At 74.2% G+C, this 24167-nt stretch carries 20 protein-coding genes and 1 pseudogene; 5 read left to right on the forward strand and 16 right to left on the reverse strand.

The genetic code is table 11. From position 1 onward, the window contains the following. Positions 1-39 precede the first annotated feature (39 nt). Both ACZDWJ_RS02210 and ACZDWJ_RS02215 read left to right on the forward strand, forming a co-directional pair. A complete protein-coding gene (locus ACZDWJ_RS02210) occupies positions 40-660 on the forward strand; it encodes a TetR/AcrR family transcriptional regulator (protein WP_463519280.1) in 621 nt (206 codons plus the stop codon). A gap of 72 nt (positions 661-732) precedes the next feature. Then, positions 733-2382, forward strand: coding sequence for an MFS transporter (locus ACZDWJ_RS02215; RefSeq protein WP_463519281.1), 1650 nt, complete (start codon positions 733-735; stop codon positions 2380-2382). Between the two features lie 66 nt (positions 2383-2448). On the opposite strand, the gene ACZDWJ_RS02220 is transcribed toward ACZDWJ_RS02215, so the two are convergent. The 12 genes and pseudogenes from ACZDWJ_RS02220 to ACZDWJ_RS02275 all read right to left on the reverse strand — a co-directional run bounded on the left by ACZDWJ_RS02220 (position 2449) and on the right by ACZDWJ_RS02275 (position 15917). Then, on the reverse strand, positions 2449-3477 hold the full coding sequence (locus ACZDWJ_RS02220; RefSeq protein ID WP_463519282.1) for a uroporphyrinogen decarboxylase/cobalamine-independent methonine synthase family protein: 1029 nt from the start codon (positions 3475-3477) through the stop codon (positions 2449-2451). After that, the gene (mnmA, locus tag ACZDWJ_RS02225) at positions 3474-4583 is read right to left on the reverse strand and encodes a tRNA 2-thiouridine(34) synthase MnmA (RefSeq protein ID WP_463519283.1); all 1110 of its coding nucleotides are present in this window, start codon (positions 4581-4583) and stop codon (positions 3474-3476) included. Before mnmA ends, ACZDWJ_RS02220 begins: the two co-directional genes overlap by 4 nt. A gap of 4 nt (positions 4584-4587) precedes the next feature. Then, the gene (locus ACZDWJ_RS02230; RefSeq protein WP_463519284.1) at positions 4588-5766 is read right to left on the reverse strand and encodes a cysteine desulfurase family protein; all 1179 of its coding nucleotides are present in this window, start codon (positions 5764-5766) and stop codon (positions 4588-4590) included. Positions 5767-5803: 37 nt separating this feature from the next. Then, the gene (locus ACZDWJ_RS02235; RefSeq protein WP_463519285.1) at positions 5804-6367 is read right to left on the reverse strand and encodes a 2OG-Fe(II) oxygenase family protein; all 564 of its coding nucleotides are present in this window, start codon (positions 6365-6367) and stop codon (positions 5804-5806) included. Between the two features lie 133 nt (positions 6368-6500). After that, positions 6501-6857 (reverse strand): annotated as a pseudogene (locus ACZDWJ_RS02240) (2-oxoglutarate and iron-dependent oxygenase domain-containing protein); the annotation flags it as partial. An 88-nt stretch (positions 6858-6945) separates the two neighbouring features. Then, positions 6946-8061 (reverse strand): glutamate 5-kinase, encoded by a 1116-nt coding sequence (gene proB, locus ACZDWJ_RS02245; RefSeq protein WP_463519286.1) that lies wholly within the window; start codon positions 8059-8061, stop codon positions 6946-6948. Further along, positions 8058-9611 (reverse strand): GTPase ObgE, encoded by a 1554-nt coding sequence (obgE, locus tag ACZDWJ_RS02250; protein ID WP_463519287.1) that lies wholly within the window; start codon positions 9609-9611, stop codon positions 8058-8060. Before obgE ends, proB begins: the two co-directional genes overlap by 4 nt. A 120-nt stretch (positions 9612-9731) precedes the next feature. Continuing rightward, positions 9732-9986, reverse strand: a complete 255-nt coding sequence (gene rpmA, locus ACZDWJ_RS02255; protein ID WP_463519288.1) for a 50S ribosomal protein L27 — start codon at positions 9984-9986, stop codon at positions 9732-9734. 58 nt (positions 9987-10044) lie between these two features. Further along, a complete protein-coding gene (rplU, locus tag ACZDWJ_RS02260) occupies positions 10045-10347 on the reverse strand; it encodes a 50S ribosomal protein L21 (protein ID WP_463519289.1) in 303 nt (100 codons plus the stop codon). Between the two features lie 159 nt (positions 10348-10506). Continuing rightward, positions 10507-13680, reverse strand: coding sequence for an Rne/Rng family ribonuclease (locus tag ACZDWJ_RS02265; RefSeq protein WP_463519290.1), 3174 nt, complete (start codon positions 13678-13680; stop codon positions 10507-10509). Between the two features lie 319 nt (positions 13681-13999). Continuing rightward, the gene (locus tag ACZDWJ_RS02270) at positions 14000-14749 is read right to left on the reverse strand and encodes a TIGR03936 family radical SAM-associated protein (protein ID WP_463519291.1); all 750 of its coding nucleotides are present in this window, start codon (positions 14747-14749) and stop codon (positions 14000-14002) included. Continuing rightward, on the reverse strand, positions 14742-15917 hold the full coding sequence (locus ACZDWJ_RS02275) for a winged helix DNA-binding domain-containing protein (RefSeq protein ID WP_463519292.1): 1176 nt from the start codon (positions 15915-15917) through the stop codon (positions 14742-14744). Before ACZDWJ_RS02275 ends, ACZDWJ_RS02270 begins: the two co-directional genes overlap by 8 nt. Before the next feature lie 94 nt (positions 15918-16011). Here ACZDWJ_RS02275 and ACZDWJ_RS02280 point away from each other — a divergent pair, with 94 nt between their 5' ends. After that, the gene (locus ACZDWJ_RS02280) at positions 16012-16962 is read left to right on the forward strand and encodes a DUF4190 domain-containing protein (protein ID WP_463519293.1); all 951 of its coding nucleotides are present in this window, start codon (positions 16012-16014) and stop codon (positions 16960-16962) included. A gap of 44 nt (positions 16963-17006) precedes the next feature. Here ACZDWJ_RS02280 and ACZDWJ_RS02285 read toward each other — a convergent pair whose 3' ends face one another. After that, entirely contained in the window at positions 17007-17591 is a 585-nt protein-coding gene (locus ACZDWJ_RS02285; RefSeq protein ID WP_463519294.1) for a dihydrofolate reductase family protein, read from the reverse strand. 98 nt (positions 17592-17689) lie between these two features. Between ACZDWJ_RS02285 and ACZDWJ_RS02290 the strand changes: the two genes are divergently transcribed. Further along, complete coding sequence (locus ACZDWJ_RS02290; protein WP_463519295.1) at positions 17690-18040, forward strand: GntR family transcriptional regulator; 351 nt, start codon at positions 17690-17692, stop codon at positions 18038-18040. 18 nt (positions 18041-18058) lie between these two features. On the opposite strand, the gene ACZDWJ_RS02295 is transcribed toward ACZDWJ_RS02290, so the two are convergent. Together ACZDWJ_RS02295 and ACZDWJ_RS02300 are read right to left on the reverse strand one after the other, a co-directional pair. Further along, complete coding sequence (locus ACZDWJ_RS02295; RefSeq protein ID WP_463519296.1) at positions 18059-20023, reverse strand: TIGR03960 family B12-binding radical SAM protein; 1965 nt, start codon at positions 20021-20023, stop codon at positions 18059-18061. Between the two features lie 68 nt (positions 20024-20091). After that, complete coding sequence (locus ACZDWJ_RS02300; RefSeq protein ID WP_463519297.1) at positions 20092-21729, reverse strand: MDR family MFS transporter; 1638 nt, start codon at positions 21727-21729, stop codon at positions 20092-20094. 86 nt (positions 21730-21815) lie between these two features. On the opposite strand from ACZDWJ_RS02300, the gene ACZDWJ_RS02305 reads away from it, so the two are divergent. Next, positions 21816-22931 carry a calcium:cation antiporter gene (locus tag ACZDWJ_RS02305; RefSeq protein ID WP_463519298.1) on the forward strand — a complete coding sequence of 372 codons (1116 nt, stop codon included), beginning with the start codon at positions 21816-21818 and terminating at the stop codon, positions 22929-22931. A 24-nt stretch (positions 22932-22955) separates the two neighbouring features. On the opposite strand, the gene rodA is transcribed toward ACZDWJ_RS02305, so the two are convergent. Further along, entirely contained in the window at positions 22956-24167 is a 1212-nt protein-coding gene (rodA, locus tag ACZDWJ_RS02310) for a rod shape-determining protein RodA (protein WP_463519299.1), read from the reverse strand.

Raw genomic sequence — 24167 nt, forward strand, 5'->3', positions numbered from 1 at the left:
GAACGAAACCGTTTCGTTCCATCTCCGCCGGGAGGCACCGTGACCACGCTCGACCGCTCCGAGTCCGAGGCGCCCGCCGCGCGTCCGCGGATCGAGGGCGACCGCGAGCAGGAGATCTTCGAGGCCGCGCTCGCCGTGCTCGGCGAGGTCGGCTACGACCGCCTCACCATGGACGCCGTCGCCACCGCCGCGCGGGCGTCCAAGGCCACGCTCTACCGGCGCTGGGCCGGCAAGTCCGACCTCGTGGTCGACGCCCTGGTGCACCACAAGCGCCAGCAGCAGCCCGCCGACGTCGACACCGGCACCCTGCGCGGCGACCTCCTGGCGGCCTTCTGCGGCATGGGCGGCGCGCTCGCCCCCGAGCAGCTCTCGATCTTCGCCAGCGTCATCACCGCCATGCACCGCGACGCCGACCTCGCCCACGAGTTCCGCTCGCGCGTCATCGGCCCCAAGGCCGCCCTGACCCGGGCGGTCTTCGAGCGCGCCGTCGAGCGAGGCGAGATCTCCCCCGACGTCGACCTCGACCTCCTCGTCCCCGCCCTGCCCGGCATCGTCCTGCACCGCGCGCTGGTGCTCGGCGACCAGCCCGACGCCGACCTCGTCGAGCGCGTGATCGACCAGATCGTGCTGCCCGTCGCCGCCCATCGCCGGCCCGCCTGACGCGCCCGACCCGACCGACCGCCTGAACCGCCCTGAACCGCCCTGAACCGCCCGACACGACAGAGGGAACCCATGACCGATCTGACCAAGCCCGTCGAGGACCTCGGTCCTGACGACGCCTCCGCAGCGGAGGTCGTCGACGCGCCGCGTCACGCCAACGCGGCGCTGGCCCTGGTGCTCATCTGCTCCGCGCAGCTGATGGTGGTGCTCGACTCCACCATCGCCAACATCGCGCTGCCGTTCATCGGCCGCGACCTCGACATCGTCGGCACGAACCTCTCGTGGATCGTCACCGGCTACGCCCTGGCCTTCGGCGGTCTGCTGCTGCTCGGCGGCCGTCTCGGCGACCTCTACGGCCGTCGTCGCGTGTTCATGATCGGCGTCGCGCTGTTCGCCTTCGCCTCCGCCCTGGGCGGCCTGGCCCAGAACGAGGCCATGCTGCTGGGCTCGCGAGGCCTGCAGGGCGTCGGTGCCGCGCTGGCCTCGCCCACCGCGCTCGCGCTGATCACCACGACCTTCCCGGCCGGCCCGCAGCGCAACCGCGCGTTCTCGGTCTTCGCCGCGATGTCCGGCCTCGGTGCGGCCATCGGCCTGATCCTCGGCGGCTGGCTCACCGACCTCGACCCCAGCTGGGGCTGGCGCCTGACCTTCCTCATCAACGTGCCGATCGGCCTGGGCGCCGCCTTCCTGGCGCCGCGCGTCCTGCCCGACACCTCCCACCACGCCGGCCGTCTCGACGTCCCCGGCGCGGTGCTCGGCACCGGCGGCCTGCTGGCCCTGGTCTACGGCATCACCCGCACCGGCAACAGCGACAGCGCCGGCAACACCTACGGCTGGTCGGACCCGATGGCGCTGACGTTCATCGCGCTCGGCGTCGTGCTCCTCGCGGTCTTCGTGTTCGTCGAGACCCGCAGCCCGCACCCGATCATGCCGCTGCGGATCTTCGCCAGCCGCAACCGCGCCGTCGCCTTCGTGGCCATGATGATCACCCCGGCCGCGATGTTCGCGATGTTCTTCTTCCTCTCCCAGTACGTCCAGAACGTCATGGGCTACAGCCCGCTGCGCACCGGCTTCGCGTTCCTGCCGTTCGCGATCGGCATGGTCGTCGGAGCGACGACGTCCTCGAAGCTCATCGCCCGCGTCGACCCGCGCTTCCTGGCCGGCACCGGCACCCTGCTCGCGGGCTTCGCGCTGCTGATGTTCTCCCGGCTGCAGGCCGACGTGTCGGCCGCCGCCGTCGTGGCCGCCGCCAAGGGCCAGAGCAGCCTCGGCGACAGCGTCAGCTACTGGACCGACATCGCGCCGTTCATCGTCGTGATGGCGCTGGGCATGGGCCTGACGTTCGTCCCGATGACGCTGGTGGCCGTCCACGGCGTGCGCGCCGAGGACTCCGGCATCGGCTCGGGCGTCCTGAACACCATGCAGCAGGTCGGCGGCGCGCTCGGCCTGGCCAGCCTCTCGACGGTGGCCGCGCACTACACCACCGACAAGCTCGGCTCGCTGACCGGCGCGCTCCAGGGTCTCGGCCCGGACCTCGCCGGCGTCGACCAGGCCGCGCTGCGCACCCAGGCCTACTTCGGAGCCTTCACCGAGGGCGCCACCCACGCGTTCCTCGTGGGCGCCTTCATGATCTGGACCGCCTCGCTCATCGTCTGGTCGCTGCTCGGCGTCAAGCACACCGAGCTGGCCGGCGAGGCGCCCGAGGGCGTCCACGTGGGCTGATCCCGCTCCTGCACCAGCACGAGGGCCCCGGACCGATCGGTCCGGGGCCCTCGTGCGTCGGCGCGGTCAGCCGGCGGAGTCCGCGACGCCGCGAGCGGCGCCGCGCAGCAGCCGCAGGGCGCGCTGCGCCCAGGCGGCATCGGCCGAGGCGAAGCCACAGGCCGGCGTGAGCACGAGCCGGTCGCCGAGCTCGGCGGGGTCCAGGCCCAGCAGGTCGAGCCAGCGCAGCACGCCCTCGATGACGACGGTGTCGCCGCTGGGGACCGCCGAGCCGCGGGGCGCCAGGCCGGGCAGCACGCCGAGCCCGAGGACGACGCCGGCCTCGAGGGCCTCGGCGAGCTGGTCGAGGTCACGCGGCGCGAGGGTGCCGCGGTCGACGAGGAGCCCCGCGGCGCCGGCGGCGCGCACGAGGTCCCAGGGGGTGTCGGGAGCGCAGGCGTGCACCCACGGCTCCGCCCCGGCGGCGCGGATCGCGTCGATCACCCCGGCGAGGGTCTCGGTGAGCTCGGGCCGGTCGACGCTGCGGTGCCGGTGGAAGCCGGACGCCGTGGGCACCTGGCCGTGGTGGACGGCGGCGAGCGCGGGCTCGTCGACCTGCACCACGAGGCGGGCGGCGTCGGGCAGGCGGCGCCGCAGGTCGCGCACGTGGGTGCCGACGCCCTCGGCCAGCGCCTGGGCCAGCTCGCGACGGGCGCCGTGGTCGGCCAGGACGCGGTCGCCGCGCGGACGCTCGACCGTGGAGGCCAGCGTCCAGGGGCCGGCCAGCTGCACCTTCCAGTCGCCGGCGTACCCGGCGGCGTGCTCCTCGAGGGCGTCGAGGTCCTGGGCCAGCAGGCTGCGAGCACGGCGGTGGTCGACGCCCGAGCCACCGCCGGTGAGCCGCCAGCCGGCGGGCTGCAGGTCCGCCCCGAGCTCGGCGACGACGGCGAGCGTCCGCCCGGTCATCGCGGCGACCGCGCCGCGGCCCGGCACCTCCGGCAGGTAGGGCAGGCCGGGCTCCTCGGCGAGCTCGCGCAGCACGACCTGCAGGGCGTCGTCGAAGGCGGGCTGGTCGTCGCCGGGGTGGGAGCCGACGCCGGTGGCGCGCACGCTCATGCGGGGCTCCCCTCGCGGACGGTGGCGTCGATGGTGGCCGAGCCGACCACGCGGGTGCCGTCGTAGATCACCACGGCCTGGCCCGGCGCGATGCCGCTGGCCGGCTCGAGCAGCTCGACGTGCACGACGTCGTCCTCGACCCGCACGCGCGCACGGTGCTCGGCGCCGTGGGCGCGCAGCTGCACGGTGGCCTCGTCGAGGACGTCGGGGGCGGTGCCGGCCCAGCGCGGCGCGGTGGCGCGCAGAGCGTGGACGGCCAGGCCCTCGCGGGGGCCGACGCGGACGGTGCCGGAGACCGGCTCGATGTCGAGCACGAACCGAGGCCGGCCGTCGGGCGCCGGACGTCCCAGGCGCAGGCCGCGACGCTGGCCGATGGTGTAGCCGTAGGTGCCGGCGTGCTCGCCGAGCACCTCGCCGGTGGCGTCGTCGACGATCGCGCCGCCGTGGTTGGGCGCCCGCTCCCCCAGCCGCTCGCGCAGGAACCCGGCGGTGTCGCCGTCGGAGATGAAGCAGATGTCGTGGCTGTCGGGCTTGCCGGCCACGCGCCGCAGCCCGCGGCGGGCCGCCTCCTCGCGCACCTCGGGCTTGGTGGACTCCCCCAGCGGGAACAGCGAGTGGCGCAGCTGGCGCTGGTCGAGCACGCCGAGCACGTAGGACTGGTCCTTGGCGTCGTCGACCGCGCGGTGCAGCTCCACGAGGCCGTCGGCGCCCGTGCGCAGGCGGGCGTAGTGGCCGGTGGCGACGGCGTCGAAGCCCAGCGCGAGGGCCCGCTCGAGCACGGCGGCGAACTTGATCCGCTCGTTGCAGCGCAGGCACGGGTTCGGCGTGCGGCCGGCGGCGTACTCGTCGAGGAAGTCCTCGACGACGTCGTCGTGGAAGCGCTCGGAGAGGTCCCAGACGTAGAAGGGGATGCCGATCACGTCGGCGGCGCGGCGGGCGTCGTCGGCGTCCTCGATCGTGCAGCAGCCGCGGCTCCCCGTGCGGTAGGACGCCGGGTTGCGCGAGAGCGCGAGGTGCACGCCGGTGACCTCGTGGCCGGCCTCGACGGCGCGGGCGGCGGCCACGGCGGAGTCCACCCCGCCGGACATGGCGGCGACGACGCGCACGGTCTCAGGCCCTCGCCGCGCGGGCGCGCTCGACGCAGGGGAGGATCGCCTCCAGCACCGCCTCGACGTCGCGCTCGGTGGAGGTGTGGCCCAGCGAGAACCGCAGCGAGGAGCGGGCCTCGTCCTCGTCGTGGCCCATGGCGAGCAGCACGTGCGAGGCCTGCGGCACGCCGGCCGAGCAGGCCGAGCCGGTGGAGCACTCGATGCCGCGGGCGTCGAGCAGCATGAGCAGGGAGTCGCCCTCGCAGCCGGGGAACGAGGCGTGGACGACGCCGGGCAGCCGCAGCGCGGGGTCGGCCGGCCCGTTGACGACGACGCCGGGCACCGCCGCGCGCAGCCCGGCGACCAGGCGCTCGGAGAGGCCGGCGAGGCGGGCGGCGTGGGCGTCGCGCTGCTCGACGGCCAGCTCGACGGCGGCCGCGAAGCCGGCCACCGCGGGGGCGTCGAGGGTGCCGCTGCGGATGTCGCGCTCCTGGCCGCCGCCGTGCACCAGCGGCGTCACGGCGACCTCGCGGCGCACGACGAGCGCGCCGATCCCGATGGGGCCGCCGATCTTGTGTGCGCTGAGGCTGAGGGCGTCGAGGCCGCTGGCGGCGAAGTCGACCGGCTGGGTGCCGAGCGCCTGCACGGCGTCGGAGTGCACCGGGACGCCGTGGCGGGCGGCCCGCTCGACGACCTCGGGCAGCGGCTGCACTGCGCCGCTCTCGTTGTTGGCCCACATGATCGAGACCAGCGCGAGGCTCGCGGGATCCGCGGCGAGGGTGCGGTCGAGCGCGTCGAGGTCGAGGCGGCCGTCGGCGGCGACGTCGACGAGGTCGACCTCGGCGTGACCGGACTCCGCGAGCCAGGCCAGCGGGTCGAGCACCGCGTGGTGCTCGACGGCGGAGGAGACGATGCGGCGGCGGCGCGGGTCGGCCTCGCGGCGCGCCCAGGCGATGCCCTTGAGCGCGAGGTTGTCGGCCTCGGTGCCGCCGGAGGTGAACACCACCTCGCCGGGACGACACCCCAGCGCGGCCGCGATCTGCTCGCGCCCCTCCTCGACGACGCGGCGGGCGCGGCGCCCGGCCGCGTGCAGGGAGCTGGGGTTGCCGACGACCGCCATCTCGGCGGTCATCGCCTCGATAGCCGCAGGCACCATCGGGGTGGTGGCGGCGTGATCGAGGTAGACGGTGCGGGCGGACATCTCGGGTCCAGCCTACGGTGCCCGCGTCGGAGCCCCGTCAGCGCGCCGCGGCGGCCCGCACCCGGGCGAGCTCGCGCTCGGCGGCGCCGTTGCGGACGCCGGCGCGCGAGCCGGCGAGCTTGGCGCGCACGTGGGCGTCGACGGTGACGGGGTCGTAGCGCGGCTCCTCCCCCGGCGCGAGCAGCGCCGGCCACGGGGCGATGAGCGCGTCGGCGTCGCCGTCGTGGAAGAACGCGGCGCTGCGACGACGCCGCACCGTCCCCTCGAGGATCGGCGGCCGCACCCGGTGCAGCGTCGAGAGCCAGCGCTCGTTGGTGAGGCGGGCGGTGAGGTCGCCGAGGTTGACCAGCAGCGCGCCGGGCTCGGGCGAGACGTCGTGCCACACGCCGTCGGCGCCGAGCACCTGCAGGCCGGGCTCGTCGTCGGCCCAGAGCACCGTCACCAGGCCGAAGTCGGTGTGCTCGCCCATGCCGGTCAGGTCGCTCCCCGGCGGCACGGGCGTGCCGGGCGGCAGGGCGTAGTGGTTGAGCCGCAGCACCTGGATGCCGTGGCCGGCGAGGTCGTCGAAGGCCGTGGACGGCAGTCCCAGGGCATCGGCCATCACCCAGCGTGCGGGCCACCCGCGCGGCCTCGGCGAACCACGCCCGCACCCGGGGCTCGAAGCCGGGGACGTCGGGCCAGGTGGTCGGGGCGTAGTGGCCGGCGAGCTCGGCGGGCACCGCGGCGGGATCGGGCAGGTCGGCGAGGCCGACGCCGACGTTGAAGGCCTCGAAGAGGTCGTTCATCCGCACGCCCTCGAGCCCCAGGCTCAGGCCCAGCCGCTCGGTGCGCGGCGGGGTGTAGCCGCGGTTCTCCTCCGGCGGGCGGATCCACCGCCGCTTGACGTCCTCGGGCAGCGCGAAGAGGTCGTCCATCGCCGTCCCGAGCCCGGCGAGCACGGCGTCGGGGACGCCGTGGCCGTGCACCTGCATGAAGCCCGTGCGGCGGCAGGCGTCGTCGAGCGCCCGGGCGCAGGCGGCCCGCTCGGCCGGCGTGCCGTCGCCGACGTAGGGCCCCAGGTCGAGGGCGGGGACGACGAACGGCGCGCTCACGGCTGCGACGCTAGCCCCGCGGTGTTGCGGGCCGATGACGGCGGCGCGTCGGGGCGCGTCGTGCCGCGTCGTGCCGCGTCGTGTCAGGTCAGAGCAGGACGAGGTCGTCGCGGTGCACGACCTCGCGCTCGTAGGCCGCGCCGAGCTCGCGCTTGAGGTCGCTGGAGGAGCGGCCCAGCAGCGCCGGGATCTCCGCGGCGTCGAAGTTCACCAGCCCGCGGGCGATGCGGGCGCCGTCGGGGCCGATGAGGTCGACCGGCTCGCCGGCCTCGAACTCGCCGGTGACGCCGGTGAGCCCGGCCGCGAGCAGCGAGGCGTGCCGCTCGAGGACGGCGCGCACGGCGCCGGCGTCGAGCACCAGGGCGCCCTTGGGCTCGGTGGCGTGGGCCAGCCACAGCAGCCGGGTCGGCACCCGCTTGCCGGTGGCGTGGAACAGCGTGCCGACCTCCTCGCCGGCCAGGGCGGCCGCGGCGCGATCGGCGCTGGTGAGCACCACGGGGATGCCGGCACCGGTGGCGATGCGGGCGGCGTCGACCTTGGTGACCATCCCGCCGGTGCCCACGGCCGAGCCGACGCTGCCGATCGAGACCTCGAGGAGGTCCTCGGGGCCGCGCACGTCGGTGATCAGGCGGGCACCGGGGCGGCTGGGCGGCCCGTCGTAGAGACCGTCGACGTCGGAGAGCAGCACGAGCAGGTCGGCGTGCACCAGGTGCGCCACCAGGGAGGCGAGCCGGTCGTTGTCGCCGAAGCGGATCTCGGAGGTCGCGACCGTGTCGTTCTCGTTGACGATCGGCAGCACGCCGTACTCGAGCAGCTGGGCGAAGGTCTGGGCGGCGTTGCGGTAGTGGGTGCGCCGGGTGACGTCGTCGACGGTGAGCAGCACCTGGCCCGCGGTGAGCCCGTGGCGACGCAGCTCCTCGGTGTAGCGGTGCACGAGCAGCCCCTGCCCCACCGACGCGGCGGCCTGCTGGGCGGGCAGGTTGCGAGGACGCCGGGTCAGGCCCAGCGGCGCGAGCCCGGCCGCGATCGCGCCGGAGGACACCAGCACCACCTCGGCGCCCCGCTCCCGCACGGCGGCCAGGACGTCGACGAGCGCGCGCAGGCGCTCGGGGTCCAGCCCGCCCTCGGCGGTGGTGAGCGAGGAGGAGCCGACCTTGACGACGACGCGGCGCGCCGCCAGCACCGGCTCCCGGGCCGCGGTCATGACGAGCGGCCCTGCTCGGAGTCGGGGTCGTACTCGTCCCAGTCGGGGTCGGCGGCGGTGCCGATCTCGTAGGAGGTGGGGCCGTAGACGTCGGGCGAGTCGATGCGGCGGGCGACGTCGGCGCGGGTCTCGTTCTCGCCGCGGTCGTCCATCTTCTCCTCGATCGCGCGGCGGCGGTGCGAGGCGGGCCGCTGCTCCTCGAAGCGCTGGTCCTCGCCGCGGCGTCCGAGCATCTCGACGCCGGCGTCGACGCTGGGGCGGAAGTCGAAGACCACCGCGTTGTCGGGGTGACCGATGAGCACGGCGTCGCCCTCGACGGCGCCGGCCTTGACCAGCTCGGTCTCGACGCCGAGGCGGTTGAGCCGGTCGGCGAGGAAGCCGACGGCCTCGTCGTTGCTGAAGTCGGTCTGGCGGATCCAGCGCTCGGGCTTCTCGCCGCGCACCCGCCAGCCGTCGCCGTCGCGGGCCACGGTGAAGTCCGAGGACCCGTCGGCCGAGCGCGGACGCAGCACGATGCGGGTGGCCTCGACGACCGGCTTCGCCGCGCGGGCGGCCTGCACGATCTCGGCCATCGCGAAGGTCAGCTCGCGGGTGCCGGCGCCGGAGGCCGCCGAGACCGGGAAGACCCGCAGGCCCCGGGCGCGCAGGTCGTCGATGACGAGGTCGGCGATGTCGGAGCCGTCGGGCACGTCGACCTTGTTGAGGGCCACCAGGCGGGGACGGTCCTCGAGGCCGCCGTAGCGGGCCAGCTCGTTCTCGATGACGTCGAGGTCGTCGGCGGGGTTGCGCCCCGGCTCGATGCTGGCGGTGTCGATGACGTGGACGAGCGCGGCGCACCGCTCGATGTGGCGCAGGAAGTCGTGGCCCAGGCCGCGGCCCTCGCTGGCCCCCTCGATGAGCCCCGGGACGTCGGCCACGGTGAAGACGGTGTCACCGGCGGTGACGACGCCGAGGTTCGGGACGAGGGTGGTGAACGGGTAGTCGGCGATCTTGGGCCGGGCGCGCGAGATCGCGGCGATCAGGCTGGACTTGCCGGCGCTGGGGTAGCCGACGAGGCCGATGTCGGCGACGACCTTGAGCTCGAGGACGACCTCGAGCTCCTCGCCGGGCTCGCCGAGCAGCGCGAAGCCGGGCGCCTTGCGCTTGGAGGAGGCCAGCGCGGCGTTGCCGAGGCCGCCGCGGCCGCCCTGGGCGATGACCAGCTCGGTGCCGGGGCCGACCATGTCGGCGAGCACCTCGCCGTCGGCGGTGCGCACCAGGGTGCCGTCAGGGACGGGCAGCACGAGGTCGGAGCCGTGGCCGCCGTTGCGCATCGAGCCGGCGCCGTGGCCGCCGTGCTCGGCCTTGCGGCGCGGCGAGTGGTGGTAGTCGAGCAGCGTGGTGACGTCGGGGTCGACCCGCAGGATCACCGAGCCGCCCGGGCCGCCGTTGCCGCCGTCGGGGCCGCCCAGCGGCTTGAACTTCTCCCGGTGGACCGACGCGACGCCGTTGCCCCCGCGGCCGGCGCTGATGTGCAGCGTGACCTGGTCGACGAACGTGGGGACAGCCATGGGGATCCTTCGGGTGGAGGTGCGGGCCGCCGAGGGGCGGCCCAGGAAGCACGAAGGGCGCCCCGAGACGGGACGCCCTAGCGTGGGTGGCCTGGTGAGGCCGGAGGTGCGAGCGTCAGATCACTCGCCCGGGACGATGTTGACGACCTTGCGGCCGCGGCGGGTGCCGAACTGCACCGCACCGGCCTGCAGGGCGAACAGGGTGTCGTCGCCGCCCCGGCCGACGCCGGAGCCCGGGTGGAAGTGCGTGCCGCGCTGGCGGACGATGATCTCGCCGGCGTTGACGAGCTGGCCGCCGTACCGCTTGACGCCCAGGCGCTGGGAGTTGGAGTCGCGGCCGTTCTTGGTGGACGCGGCGCCCTTCTTGTGTGCCATGTTCAGTCCCTCGTTGTCGAAGACGGCCCGAGCGGGCCGAAGTGGTGAGCCGCGGGGCTCAGAGCGAGATGTCGGTGACCTTGACCTGGGTGTACTTCTGGCGGTGACCCTGGCGCTTCTTGTAGCCGGTCTTGTTCTTGTACTTCTGGATGATGATCTTCGGGCCCTTGGTGGCGCCGACGACCTCGACGGTGACCGACGCCTTGTCCAGGCCGGCCGAGGTGACCGAATCGCCGTCGACCGCGAGGACGACCGGGAGGGTCAGGGTCTCGCCGACGGGGGTGGCGACCTTGTCGATCTCGATGACGTCGCCCACGGCAACCTTCTGCTGCTTGGCGCCAGCGCGCACGATCGCGTACACCGCGGTCTCCTTCGTCGGGTTCTTCGAGTGGTCTTCGGGTCCGGGGCGCAACGCCGGAGCGGCGCCGCCTGGACAGGGCACGCCGGAGCGTGCAACGAGGGTCAATGCTACGGGTGGGGCCGGGAAGTGGCAAAACCGCGCACCTCCCGGCCTCCGGGGTCAGCGCTTGCGCGTGCCCTTGCGCTTCACGGGGACGTGCTCGACGGACGTCTCGGACGTCTCGGACGTCTCGCCCGACTGCTCCCCCGCCCGATCCGGCGTCGCGGCCGGCGTGACCGGCTTGCGGGCCGAGCGCGTGCGGGTGACGACGGTGGGCGCAGGCGCGTCGGGCACCGGCACCGACGCCGGCTCCGCCGTGGGCGCCACGACGATCGCGACGGCGCCGGACTCGGGCCGGCCCGCCGGCCGCGTCGCGGCCCGCCGGGTGCGGGTCACCACGCGGGTGCCGGCCTCGGGCTGGGTCTCGGGCTGGGTCTCGGGCTCGGGCTCGGGCTCGGGGGTGAGCGTCGCCTCGACGACGGGGGTCACGACCTCCGCCTCCACGGGCTCCACCACGGGCTCCACGACGGGCTCGACGGGTGCCTCCGCGACGTCCGCGGCGTCCGGGGCCTCGGCCAGCTCCTCGGGACGCGCCTTGGCGGCGACGTCCTTCGGCGACGGCGCGCCGTTCTGCTGGCCGTTCTGCTGGCCGCTCTGCTGGCCCTGGCCCTGGCCGTTCTGCTGGCCGTTCTGGCCGCCGCGACCACCGCGCGAGCGCTTGGACCGGCGCGGCTCGTCGTCGGCGACGCCCGAGCCCTTCTCCACCGGGTGGTCGTGCACGACGACGCCGCGGCCCTGGCAGCTGGGGCAGTTCTCCGAGAACGCCTCCAGCAGGCCGGTGCCGATGCGCTTGCGGGTCATCTGCACCAGGCCGAGCGAGGTGACCTCGGCGACCTGGTGACGGGTGCGGTCGCGGCCCAGGCACTCGACCATGCGCCGCAGCACGAGGTCGCGGTTGGACTCCAGCACCATGTCGATGAAGTCGACGACGATGATGCCGCCGATGTCGCGCAGGCGGAGCTGGCGGACGATCTCCTCGGCCGCCTCCAGGTTGTTCTTGGTGACCGTCTCCTCGAGGTTGCCCCCGGAGCCGGTGAACTTGCCGGTGTTGACGTCGACGACGGTCATCGCCTCGGTGCGGTCGATCACCAGCGAGCCGCCCGAGGGCAGCCAGACCTTGCGGTCCAGGCCCTTGGCGATCTGCTCGTCGATGCGGAAGGTCGCGAAGACGTCGGCGCCGGCGTTCTTGCCCTCGGCGGGCGCCTCGTAGCGCTCGACGCGGTCGACGAGGTCGGGCGCGACGTGGGAGACGTAGCCCTGGACGGTGTCCCAGGCGTCCTGACCCTGGATCACCAGGCGCGAGAAGTCCTCGGTGAACAGGTCGCGGACGACCTTGAGCGTGAGGTCGGGCTCGCCGTAGAGCAGCTGCGGGGCGCTGCCCTTCGACTTGGCCTCGATGTCCTCCCAGCGGGCCTTGAGCCGCTCGACGTCGCGCGTGAGCTCGTCCTCCGAGGCGCCCTCCGCAGCCGTGCGCACGATGACGCCGGCGGTGTCGGGGACGATCTCCTTGAGCAGCGCCTTCAGGCGGGCGCGCTCGGTGTCGGGGAGCTTGCGGGAGATGCCGCTGGTGGTGCCGTCGGGCACGTAGACCAGGAAGCGGCCGGCCAGGCTGACCTGGCTGGTGAGGCGGGCGCCCTTGTGGCCGATGGGGTCCTTGGTGACCTGCACGAGCACGGACTGGCCCGAGCTGAGCACGGACTCGATCTTGCGAGGCTGGCCGTCCTTGTGGCCCAGCGCCTGCCAGTTGACCTCGCCGGCGTAGAGCACGGCGTTGCGGCCCTTGCCGATGTCGATGAAGGCGGCCTCCATCGAGGGCAGCACGTTCTGGACGCGGCCCAGGTAGACGTTGCCGATCAGCGAGGTCTGCGACTCCCGCGCGACGTAGTGCTCGACGAGCACCTTGTCCTCGAGGACGGCGATCTGGGTGAGGTCCTCGCGCTCGCGCACGACCATGACCCGCTCGACGGCCTCGCGGCGGGCCAGGAACTCGGCCTCGCTGACGATCGGCGCGCGGCGGCGGCCGGCCTCGCGGCCCTCGCGGCGGCGCTGCTTCTTGGCCTCCAGGCGGGTGGAGCCGGAGACGGCGGTGATCTGGTCCTCGGCGGAGCGCGCGCTGCGCACCCGGGTGACGGTGTTCTCCGGGTCGTCGTCGGACGAGCCGCCACCCTCGCCGGCACGCCGGCGGCGACGACGACGGCGCGAGCTGCCACCGCCCTCCCCCGCGTCGTCGGAGTCGGAGGCCTCGGAGCCCTCGGCCTCGGCGCCGTCAGCGCTCTCGGTCTCCTCCGAGCCCTCGGCCTCGGACGTCGCGACCCGGCCCGAGCCGCCCTGACCGGACTCCTGGGAGTCGCCGGCGTCGTCGGCCGAGTCGGACCCGTCGCCGGGCTTACGGCGACGACGGCCACCGCGGCGACGACGGCGGCGCGGACGCTGCTCGCCGTCGGAGTCCTCGTCGGAGTCCTCGTCGTCGGAGTCGGAGTCGGCGTCGGCGTCCTGGTCGGCGGGAGCCTCGGCCGACTCGGCCGACTCGGCCGACTCGGCAGCCTCAGGCGAGGCGTCCTCGGTCTCGCCGGCGTCCTCGGCGGGCTCCTCGACGGGGGCGGGCGCCGCGGCCTTGCGGGTGCGGGTGCGACGGGTGGTGGTGGCCGCCGGCGCCTGGAACAGGACCGCGGCGGACGCGGTGGCCGGCTCGTCGGCGGGGGCCTCGGCAACGACCTCGGCAGCGGCGTCGGCGGGCTCGGCCGTCGCAGCGGTCTTCTTCGCGGCCGTCTTCTTCGCGGGGGCCTTCTTGGCCGCGGTCTTCTTCGCGGCCGTCTTCTTGGCCGCGGTCTTCTTGGCCGGAGCCTCCACCGCCTCGGGGGCGACCTCGGGAGCGGACTCGGCAGCGGACTCCGCGGGAGCCGCGGCAGCGGCGGTCTTCTTGGAGGCCGCCTTCTTCGCGGGGGCCTTCTTCGCGGCCGAGTTCTTGGCGGCGGCCTTCTTCGCCGGCTTCGCGGGCTCGGAGGCCCCCGGGGCCTCCGGGGCCTCCGGGGCCTGGGCATCGATCGGCAGCGGCTCGTCGGCCACCTCGGCCGCGGCGGCCTTCTTCCGGGCCGGCGCCTTCTTGGCGGCCTTCTTCGCGGCGGTCTTCTTGGCCGGCTTGGCGGCCGGCTGGCTCGCGTCGGCCTCGCCAGGCGCGTCGGGGGTGGTGACCGGCTGGTCGGCCTGGTTCTCCACCTGGTTCTCGTCGGGCATGGACTGCTCCTCGGCCCGGACCTCGCGGCGCCGGACCCCTCACACGTCTCCCCCGCCGCAGCGGCGGGACACGCTAAGCCTGTGGTCGGCGGCGACCTCCTCCGCGCTGGCCACCTCGCGCCGGTCGTCACCCGCCGCGGTCGCCGGGCCTGTCCGAGGATCTCTCGGATCGTGGCGGGCCCGCTGTCACCAGGCTCGCCGGCCGCGTCGCGGTCCGGTGACGACGTCTGCTCGGTGTGCCGACCCTGCTGGGGGCCGGCGAGGACGTCGTCGGATCAGGCGCGTCTCCGCGGTGGCTGATCACGGCGAGTATCGCACATCACGCCCGCAGCGGGTCATCCACGACGCCGTCGGCGGTGAGCGGGCCCTGCGCCAGGCGCGTCATGAGCGGGGCCGGGCCGGCCTCGAGAGCGCCCGCCTGAGCCAGCCCGCGCAGGACGTCGTCGGGTCGCACCGCGGGGACGCCGTGGCGCAGCACGAGGTCGAGCTCGGTGCGCGGCCCGGGCGTGTCGGCCGGCCCGGCAGGCTCCGCGGACTCGGCCGCAGGCGGGCGGACCTCCAGCGAGACGACCGCCCCGCGGCAGTCGAAGGTGCGCAGGCCCTTCTTCGTCATCCGCTCGACCGAGACCTCCTCGGCGGCCAGGAAGGCGGCGACCGCGGTGGCGGCGTCCTGGGCCGAGGCGTCGACGGCGACGATCCACCGGCTGGCCTCGAGCCGGTCGGCCAGGGAGCCGCCGGGCGACTCCACGACCTCGAGGACGTCGAGGCCGGGCGGCAGAGCCTCCGCGAGCTCGGCATGCACCCGTGCGGGGTCGACGACGGCCGCGAGCCCGATCTCGAGGTACTCCGCCTCGCTGGCCGAGCCGGTGGGGGCGGCGCCGGCGTAGGAGATGCGCGGGTGCGGGTTGAACCCCGAGGAGTAGGCCATCGGCAGGCGGGCCCGGAAGACCGCCCGCTCGAAGGCCCGGCTGAAGTCGCGGTGGCTGGTGAACCGCAGCCGTCCGCGCTTGGCGTAGCGGATCCTCAGCCGCTGGACGGGCGGGGCCTGCTGCTCGGGCTGCTCACGCACGGAGCACAGGGTAGGGGAGGTCGGCGGGGTCGGCCCGCATCGTCGGCGAGGGGTAGACGGTGCCGACGCGCTCGCCGTCGAGCCATGCGGTCAGCCGGGCCGCCTCGCGACGCAGGGCCTGCGCGGCCTCCCGCGGGAGGCGCTCGAGCGGCCGCACCTCCACGACGCCGTCCTCGTCCTGGGTCCAGGCGCCGACCACCCGGCCGCACCACCAGGCGGTGGTGCCGGCGTTGCCGTTGCGGTCGAAGAGCAGCGGCGCATGCGCGCCGAGGTGGAAGTCGCGGTGGCGCCAGCCCATGATCGTGGGGTCGAGCACGGGCAGGAGCGCGGCCCACGGCTCGTCCGCGGTGCGGTGGCCGTCGAGCAGCGGATCGTCGGGCAGCAGCCACGCCGCGCCGGCGTCGGTGGTGACCGGCACGGCGTCGAGCTCGGCCAGGGCGGCGCGCACGACGCCCTTGGTGGCGCCGAGCCACCAGACGAGGTCGTCCTCGGTGCCCGGGCCGAAGCGCTCGAGCCACACCGCGACCAGGCGCCGGAATCCGTCCGCGGCCTCGGCGGGCACCGGGACGGGGTCGAGCCAGTCGCGGGTGAGTCGCCACCGAGGACGGAAGACCCGCCAGTGCTGGGTGTTCTCCCCGCGCATCACGTGGGCGGAGAGGCCGAGGTTGGTCATGACGCGGTGGCGTCCGGGCCCGAGGAGGTCGATCTCCGGCACCCGCTCGCGCACCTCGGCGGCGGTGAGGCCGGCGGGCTCCTGGGCGAGCTCGGCCAGGATGCGTCCGCGCATCTGCTCCAGCCAGGCGGCGCCGTCGTCGGCCCCCGCGAGCTCGGCGTCCTTGGCGATGCGCGCCGCCTCGGCGAGCAGCACGCGCCGCGAGCTGCTCCCCCACGCCGCGGGGAGGAGGTCGCGAGGGAAGGCGAAGAGGGTGCGGCGCATGGCCAGCTGCTTGACCAGGCTGCGCTCGCGATAGAGCACGTCGTCGACCTGCGCGCGGGTGAGCCCCTCGACGCGCGCGTGCAGGGAGAGGTAGACGGTGGCGGGCTCGGTGGCGTGGAGCACCCCGACCGCGCGGGTGGCGGCGACGGCGTCCGGAGCCCGCCGGGCCAGCGCGTGGCGGACGCCGATGCGGGCGCGTCGCTCGTCGTCGTCGACGTGGTGGAGGGTCACGGCGAGCATCCTCGCCGACGGCACCGACGTCCTGGGCCCGCCCCGGCGGGACGGCGTCGCGGGCCGCGGCGGCGGACCACCTAGGCTGACGCCCGTGACCCAGACGCCGGAAGACCCCCGCGACAGCACCGAGGACGGCCGTCAGCCGGCGTCCGGACCCGACTACGGCACGGGCGGCACCGGCTCGGGGCCCGACTACGGCGCCCCGCCGCCGGCCTACCCGTCCGCACCGTCGCCCTCGGCTCCGCAGGCTCCGGCCGACCCCTACGCGGCCCCCCAGGCCCCCCAGGCCCCGCAGAGCCCCCCGGCGTACGGCCAGCCCGGCGGCTACGGCACGCCCGGCGCCGCGCCCTACGGCCAGCCCGGCCCGTACGGCGGCCCTGTGCCCCCCAGCGGGCCGGGCGGCTACGGCGAGGCGTACGGCGGCCCGACCGAGCTCGCGCCCTCGAAGGGCATGGCGATCACCGCGCTGGTCCTCAGCTTCCTGGTGTGCATCCCGATCCTGCCGATCGTCGCGATCGTCCTGGCCATCATCGTGCTGGTGCGCGGTCGCGACGGCCGCAACCACGGCAAGGGCCTGGCCATCGGCGCCCTCGTCGTCGCGCCCCTCCTGCTGATCGGGGCCACCCTGGCCACGATCGGCATCTACGTCGCGGCCAAGGACGTCACCACCGTCAACGACGTGCAGGCGCTGGAGTGCATCGACGGCGTCAAGGGCAACCGCGAGGTCGGCGTGCTGCGCACCGTCGACTGCTCGAAGTCCCACGACGCCCAGGTGCTCGCCACCGCCACCCTCACCGCGGCCGAGGCCGAGAAGGTCAACGCCGACGGCGACATCAACGCCCTGTGCACCCGGGCGGTCTCCACCAACCGGGCGGCGATCCAGTACCTCAGCGAGCAGCCGGACCTCGAGGTCCTCGGCATCTTCGACCGCGACGAGCCCAAGGCCGGCGACGACATCGCCTGCGTCGTCCACAACGCCGACGGCACGAAGCTCGACTCCTTCGCCTCCAGCGACGGCCTCGGCTCGGGCACCCAGAGCTGACCCCGCCGGGGGCGACGAGTGGCGTCTGCGCGGCGCCGGCTGAGTCAGCGCGGGTGCGGCCGGTAGCGCAGCACCTGCGTGCGTCCGTCCACCGTGGCGGCGTCGAGCAGCTCGAGGTCGAGATCGCCGGCGGAGGCCAGCACCGGGACGTCCCCCGTCGCGGCCGTCACCACGGGGAAGATCGTGACCTGCAGGACGTCGACGAGGCCGGCGCGCAGCAGCGCCCCGTTCAGCGAGACGCTGCCGTGGGAGACGATCGCGCCGTCGTGCTCCTCCTTGAGGCGACGCACCACGTCGACGGCCGTCCCCCGCTCGAGGCTCACCGACGGCCAGCCGAGGTCGCCCTCCACCGTGGAGGTGACGACGTGCAGCGGCAGCGAGCGCATCGTCAGCGACCACGCGTCGGCCGTCGGCAGCTCGCCGTCCCGCTCCATCTGCGCGAAGCGGGCGAACTGGCGGAAGGTCCGCGCCCCGAGGACGACGCGCGTCATCCCCTCGAGCAGCGTCTGCCGGGACGCCAGCAGCTCCGGCCCCTGCTTGCTCCAGTAGCCGCCCCAGTCGCCGGGCGCGCGGTAGGAGCCGTATCCGTCCAGGCTGCTGAAGAGGTCGACGGTGTAGGTGGCGGGCATGGCTCCTCCTGGTGGGGCGGCGGGTGTCGTCCAGGGACGACCGGTCCCGCCCGCCGGACTCATCGCCGTCCACCCTGGCACCTGGGATGCTCGACCGCGTGATCAGCGTCGACCCCGCCGCGGCCGCACCGCCCTACGAGCAGATCCGCAGCCAGGTGACCGCGCAGGTCGAGAGCGGTCACCTCGCCGCCGGGACCCGGATGCCGACCGTGCGCGCGCTCGCCGAGGAGCTCGGCGTGGCCGCGAACACCGTCGCGCGCGCCTACCGCGAGCTCGAGGCCGACGGCGTCCTGGACACCCGGGGCCGCGCGGGCACCTTCGTCGCCGGCCGCGGCGTCGACGCCGAAGCGCGCGGAAACCACCCCCGCGGGGCGTGTCTCGCAGGTTCGAGGACGCCAGAACCTGCCGGACACGTCACACGGGGGACAGTTACCCGGTCAGCCGGGTAACTGTGGCCTCGGCCGGGGTCAGACCACCGACAGCGGCAGCAGCCGCTGACCGGTGGGGCCGATCTGGATCTCGGTGTTCATCTCCGGGCACACGCCGCAGTCGTAGCACGGCGTCCAGCGGCAGTCCTCGACCTCGACGTCGGCCGAGCCGTCGGCCACCGCGAGGGCGTCCTCCCAGTCGGCCCACAGCCAGTCCTTGTCGAGGCCGGAGTCGAGGTGGTCCCAGGGCAGGGTCTCGTCGTAGCCGCGCTCGCGGGTAATGTACCAGGCGACGTCGACGCCGGTGCCGGCCAGCGCCTGGTCGGCGGCGTCCATCCAGCGCTCGTAGGAGAAGTGCTCGCTCCAGCCGTCGAAGCGGCCGCCGTCGCGCCACACGGCCTCGATGACGCGGCCGACGCGACGGTCGCCGCGGGAGAGGAGTCCCTCGACGGCTCCGGGCTTGCCGTCGTGGTAGCGGAAGCCGATGGCGCGGCCGTAGCGCTTGTCCGTGCGGACCTCCTCGCGCAGCTTGCGCAGGCGCTCGTCGGTGGTCTCGTGGTCGAGCTGGGCGGCCCACTGGAACGGCGTGTGCGGCTTGGGCACGAAGCCGCCGATGGAGACGGTGCAGCGGATGTCGTTGCGGCCCGACACCTCGCGGCCCGTCGCGATGACGCGCTTGGCGAGCTCGGCGATCTGCAGGACGTCCTCGTCGGTCTCGGTGGGCAGACCGCACATGAAGTAGAGCTTCACCTGTCGCCAGCCGTGGGAGTAGGCCGCGGCGACGGTGCGGATGAGGTCGTCCTCGGTGACCATCTTGTTGATCACCTTGCGCATCCGCTCGCTGCCGCCCTCGGGGGCGAAGGTCAGGCCGGAGCGGCGGCCGTTGCGGGAGAACTCGTTGGCCAGGGTGATGTTGAAGGCGTCGACGCGGGTGCTGGGCAGGCTCAGCGAGACGTTCTGGTCCTCGTAGCGGTCGGCGAGGTCGGTGGCGATCTCGCCGATCTCGGTGTGGTCGGCGCTGGAGAGCGAGAGCAGGCCGACCTCCTCGAAGCCGGTCTTGCGGATGCCGTTCTCCACCATCGCGCCGACGGTCTGGATCGAGCGCTCGCGGACGGGGCGGGTGATCATGCCGGCCTGGCAGAAGCGGCAGCCGCGGGTGCAGCCGCGGAAGATCTCGACGCTGAAGCGCTCGTGGACGGTCTCGGCGAGCGGCACCAGCGGCTTGGCCGGGTAGGGCCAGGCGTCGAGGTCCATCAGCGTGTGCTTGCGGACGCGCTCGGGCACGTCGGCGCGGTTCGGCGTGACGGCGGCGATGGCGCCGTCCTCGCCGTAGGAGACGTCGTAGAACTGCGGCACGTAGACGTTGCCGGTGACGGCGAGGCGACGCAGCAGCTCCAGGCGCGGGGAGGCCATCTCGCCGGCGGGGCGGCCCTGCTGCTTCCACTCCCGCACGACGTCGGAGATCGCGAGGACGACCTCCTCGCCGTCGCCGAGCACGGCGGCGTCGATGAAGTCGGCGATCGGCTCGGGGTTGAACGCGGCGTGGCCGCCGGCGATGACGACGGGGTGCTCGCCCGTGCGGTCGACGGCCTGCAGCGGGATGCCGCCGAGGTCGAGGGCGTTGAGCATGTTGGTGTAGCCGAGCTCGGTGGAGAAGCTCAGGCCGAGCAGGTCGAAGTCGCCGATCGGCCGGTGGGCGTCGACGGTGAACTGCGGGATGCCCTGCTCGCGCATGATCTTCTCGAGGTCGGGCCACACGGCGTACGTGCGCTCGGCGAGGATCCACGGCCGCTCGTTGAGCACCTCGTAGAGGATCTGGACGCCCTGGTTGGGCAGGCCGACCTCGTAGGCGTCGGGGTACATCAGCGCCCAGCGGACGGTCTCGCCGTCGGGCGCGCAGTCCCACTCCTTGACGGTGGAGTTCAGCTCGCCGCCGACGTACTGGATGGGCTTGGAGACGCTCGGCAGGTGCGCCTCGAGCACGGGGAAGACGCTCGCGGACATGGGGATCATCGTACGGCGCCGTCGCGACGCCGCGTTACTCCCTGCCTCACGCCCTGCCTACTCCCTGCCTACTCCACGGGAGCCTGGGCGGCACGCGCCGCCGCGGCGGAGGTGTCGCGCAGCCGCACCTGCGGCATCAGCTGCAGGACGACGAACGCGACGACCGCGACGCCGGCAGCGCAGAGGAACACCAGGTCCATCGACTCCGCGAAGCCCACCTTGAACGGGTGCGCGATGACGGGGTTCAGCGTGTCGATGACCGAGGAGTCGTCCTGCACCTTCGCCACCACCGACGGGTCGAGCCCGCCGCTGGAGCCGACCGCCTCGCGCCACTGCGGCGTGCGGCTGGCCGTGGCGACGGCCTCCTTGATGTTGTCCCCGACGGTGCTGAAGAGCAGCGAGAGGAACACCGCGACGCCGAGGGTGCCGCCGATCTGACGGAAGAAGGTGGCCGACGCGGTGGCCACGCCGATCTCGGTGGGCGGCACCGAGCTCTGGACGATGAGCAGCAGGGGCTGCATGCAGTTGCCCAGGCCGAGGCCGAGCACGACCATCGCGCCCATCACCAGCGGAAGCGCGGTGTCGGCGGAGGTGAAGGAGAGCAGCAGCAGACCCACGACGATCAGCGCGGAGCCGACGATCGGGAAGGGCCGCACCACGCCGGTGCGGCCGATGAGGCGACCCGAGGTGATCGAGGCGACCATCAGACCGGCCACCATCGGGAGCATCAGGAAGCCGGACTCCGTGGGCGAGGCGCCGTGGACGATCTGCATGTAGAGCGGCAGCAGCATGATGCCGCCGAACATCGCGGCGCCGACGACGATGCTGGCCACGATCGTCACCGCGGCGGCGCGGATGCGGAAGAGGCGCAGCGGGATGAGGGCGGCCGCGCCCATCGCCCGCTCGACGGCGATGAACGAGACGATGCCGAAGGCGGCGATGGCGTAGCAGGCGATCGAGCGGCCGGAGTCCCAGCCCCACTCGCGGCCCTGCTCGGCGACGGTGAGCAGCGGCACCAGGCCGAGCGTCAGCGTCACGGCACCCCACCAGTCGATGCGGATGGCGTGGGTCGGGCGGGTGTGGTGCACGTGCAGGGTGCGGACGACGACGACCAGCGCGAGGATGCCGATCGGCACGTTCACCAGGAACACCCAGCGCCAGCCCGACATGAACAGCAGCTCGTCGCGGCCGGCGAAGAAGCCGCCGATGACCGGGCCGAGGACGCTCGAGGTGCCGAACATCGCCATGAAGTAGCCGCTGTAGCGGGCCCGCTCGCGCGGGGAGACGATGTCGCCGATGATCGCCAGCACCAGCGTGAACAGACCGCCGGCGCCCAGGCCCTGGAAGGCCCGGAACGCGGCGAGCTGGTACATCGAGGTGGCGAAGGAGCACAGCGCCGAGCCGAGCACGAACACCGTGATCGCGAAGAGGAACAGGCGCTTGCGTCCGTAGAGGTCGCCGAGCTTGCCGTAGATGGGCGTGGTGATGGTGGAGGCGATCAGGTAGCTGGTCGTCACCCACGCCTGCACCGAGAGCCCGTTGAGGTCGTCGGCGATGGTGCGGATCGACGTCGAGACGATCGTCTGGTCCAGGGCGCCGAGGAACATGCCGAGCATCAGCCCGGTCAGGATCGTGAGGATCTGCGCGTGGGAGTACTCGCCGGTCTCCGCCGGGGCGGCACCAGCCGCCGAGGTGTTGGTTGCCATCGGCAACCAGACTAGCCCGGGATCCGGGGGAAGCGGGCACCGAAGGGTGACCTGATCCGCAGCGGACCTGTCCGTAGGGTGGCGCCATGAGCGCGACGGGACACACCTCCGGCCGATTCGCCTGGACCGTCTGGATGCCGCTGCTCGCGCTCGCGGTGCTGGCAGCCGCCTGGGGCCACCACCCGGGCACGGCCGTCTCCGCCGGCATCGCGGTCTTCCTCATCGGCGCCGTGCTCGCGGCGGTGCACCACGCGGAGGTCGTCGCGCACCGCGTCGGCGAGCCCTACGGGTCGCTCGTGCTCGCCGTCGCCGTGACCGTGATCGAGGTGGCGCTGATCGTGACCCTCATGGTCACCGGCGACAAGGACACCTCCTCCCTGGCGCGCGACACCGTCTTCGCGGCCGTGATGATCACCCTCAACGGCATCGTCGGGCTCGCCCTCGTGGTCGGCGCCGTGCGCCACCATCTCGCGGTGTTCAACGCCGAGGGCACCGGCTCCGCGCTGGCCACCGTCGTCGCCCTGGCCGGCCTGACGCTGGTGCTGCCGAGCTTCACCACGGGCGCGCCCGGCGCGCAGTTCACCGGCGAGCAGCTCACCTTCGCCGCCGTCGCCTCCGCCGCGCTGTACGGCATCTTCGTGTTCACCCAGACCGTGCGGCACCGCGACTTCTTCCTGCCCGTCGACGCGCAGGGTCGTCCCGGCCTGCCCGACGACGACGAGGACGGCCACGCCGACCCGCCGTCGAGCCGTCAGGCCCTGATCTCGCTCGGCCTGCTCGTCGCGGCGCTCGTCGCCGTCGTCGGCCTGGCCAAGGTGGAGTCGGGCGCCATCGAGGACGCCGTGGCGGCCGTCGGCTTCCCCGCCTCCTTCGTCGGCGTCGTCATCGCCCTGCTGGTGCTGCTGCCGGAGTCGATCGCCGCCACCCGGGCCGCGGCCCGCGAGCGGGTGCAGATCAGCCTCAACCTGGCCTACGGCTCGGCGATGGCCTCGATCGGCCTCACCATCCCGGCCATCGCGATCGCGTCGATCTGGCTCGACGGCCCGCTGGCCCTCGGCCTGGACCAGACCCAGACCGTGCTCCTGCTGCTCACCGTCGTCGTCTCGGTGCTGACGGTGGTGCCCGGGCGCGCGAAGCCGCTCAACGGCGGCGTCCACCTGATCCTGCTGGCCGCCTACCTGTTCCTCTCCGTCAACCCCTAGCGGGGCTCCCCCGGCGCGGGTCGCTCAGCCGGCGAGGCCGCGGCGGGTCACCTGGCGCGAGCGCAGGTGGATGTTCTGCAGGAGCCCGACGGCGAGCATCGAGGCGAACAGCGAGCTGCCGCCGTAGGAGACGAACGGCAGCGGCACGCCGGTGACCGGCATGATGCCCAGGCACATGCCGATGTTCTGGAAGGCCTGGAAGCCGAACCAGCAGGCGATGCCGGCCGCGGCCACGCGTCCGAAGACGTCCTGGGTGGCCGCCGAGATCCGCAGCGCCCGCCAGAGCACGACCAGCAGCAGCGCGATGAGCGCGGTGGCGCCGATCAGCCCGAGCTCCTCGCCGGCGACGGTGAACACGAAGTCGGTGTGCTGCTCGGGGACGAAGCCCGAGCGGGTCTGCGAGCCGTGGAAGAGCCCCTCCCCCCACAGGCCGCCGTTGCCGACGGCGATGCGAGCCTGCTCGACGTTGTAGCCGGCGCCGCGCGGGTCGAGGTCGGGGTTGGTGAAGGCCAGGAGACGGTCGAGCTGGTAGGGCTTGACGACCCCGGCCAGCACGGCGCCGACGGCGGCCACGGCGCCCGCGCCGGCCAGACCGCCGAGCCAGACGCGGGGCGCGCCCGCGGCGGCGAGCACGCCGATGACGGTGGCGGTGAGCACGAGCATCGTGCCGAGGTCGGGCTGGGCCAGGATCAGCACGGCCGGCACGGCGGCGACCGCGAGCATGAGCAGCACCTCGGTGGTGCCGACGCTGCTGCGCCAGCGCCCCGCCGCGCGCTCGGCCAGCACCAGCGCCATGCCGATGATGACGGCGAGCTTGGCGAACTCCGAGGGCTGGATCGACATCCCGCCGAGCATCAGCCACGAGCGCGAGCCGTTGATCGTCGAGCCCATCACGAGCACCAGGCCCAGGCCCACGAGCGAGCCGAGATAGACCAGCGGCGCGGCGACGCGCACCCAGCGGTGGTCGGCGACGACCACGGTCGCCGCCAGCACCAGGCCGATCGCGAGGTTGACGAGGTCCTTGCGCAGGAAGGCGGTGGGGTCACCGCCGGTGAGCAGATCGCGGCGCGAGGTCGCCGACCACACCAGCAGCGTGCCGAGCGCGGCGAGGGCGAGCACCGCGAGGAGCAGCGGCCAGTCCAGGGCGCGCCAGGCGAAGGCCGGACGCGTCGCGGAGGCGCGGGTGCGCAGCCCGGAGCGGACGACGGGCTGGGGACGACCGACGACGGTGGTCAT

It is taken from the genome of Nocardioides sp. B129/18 (assembly GCF_055282735.1).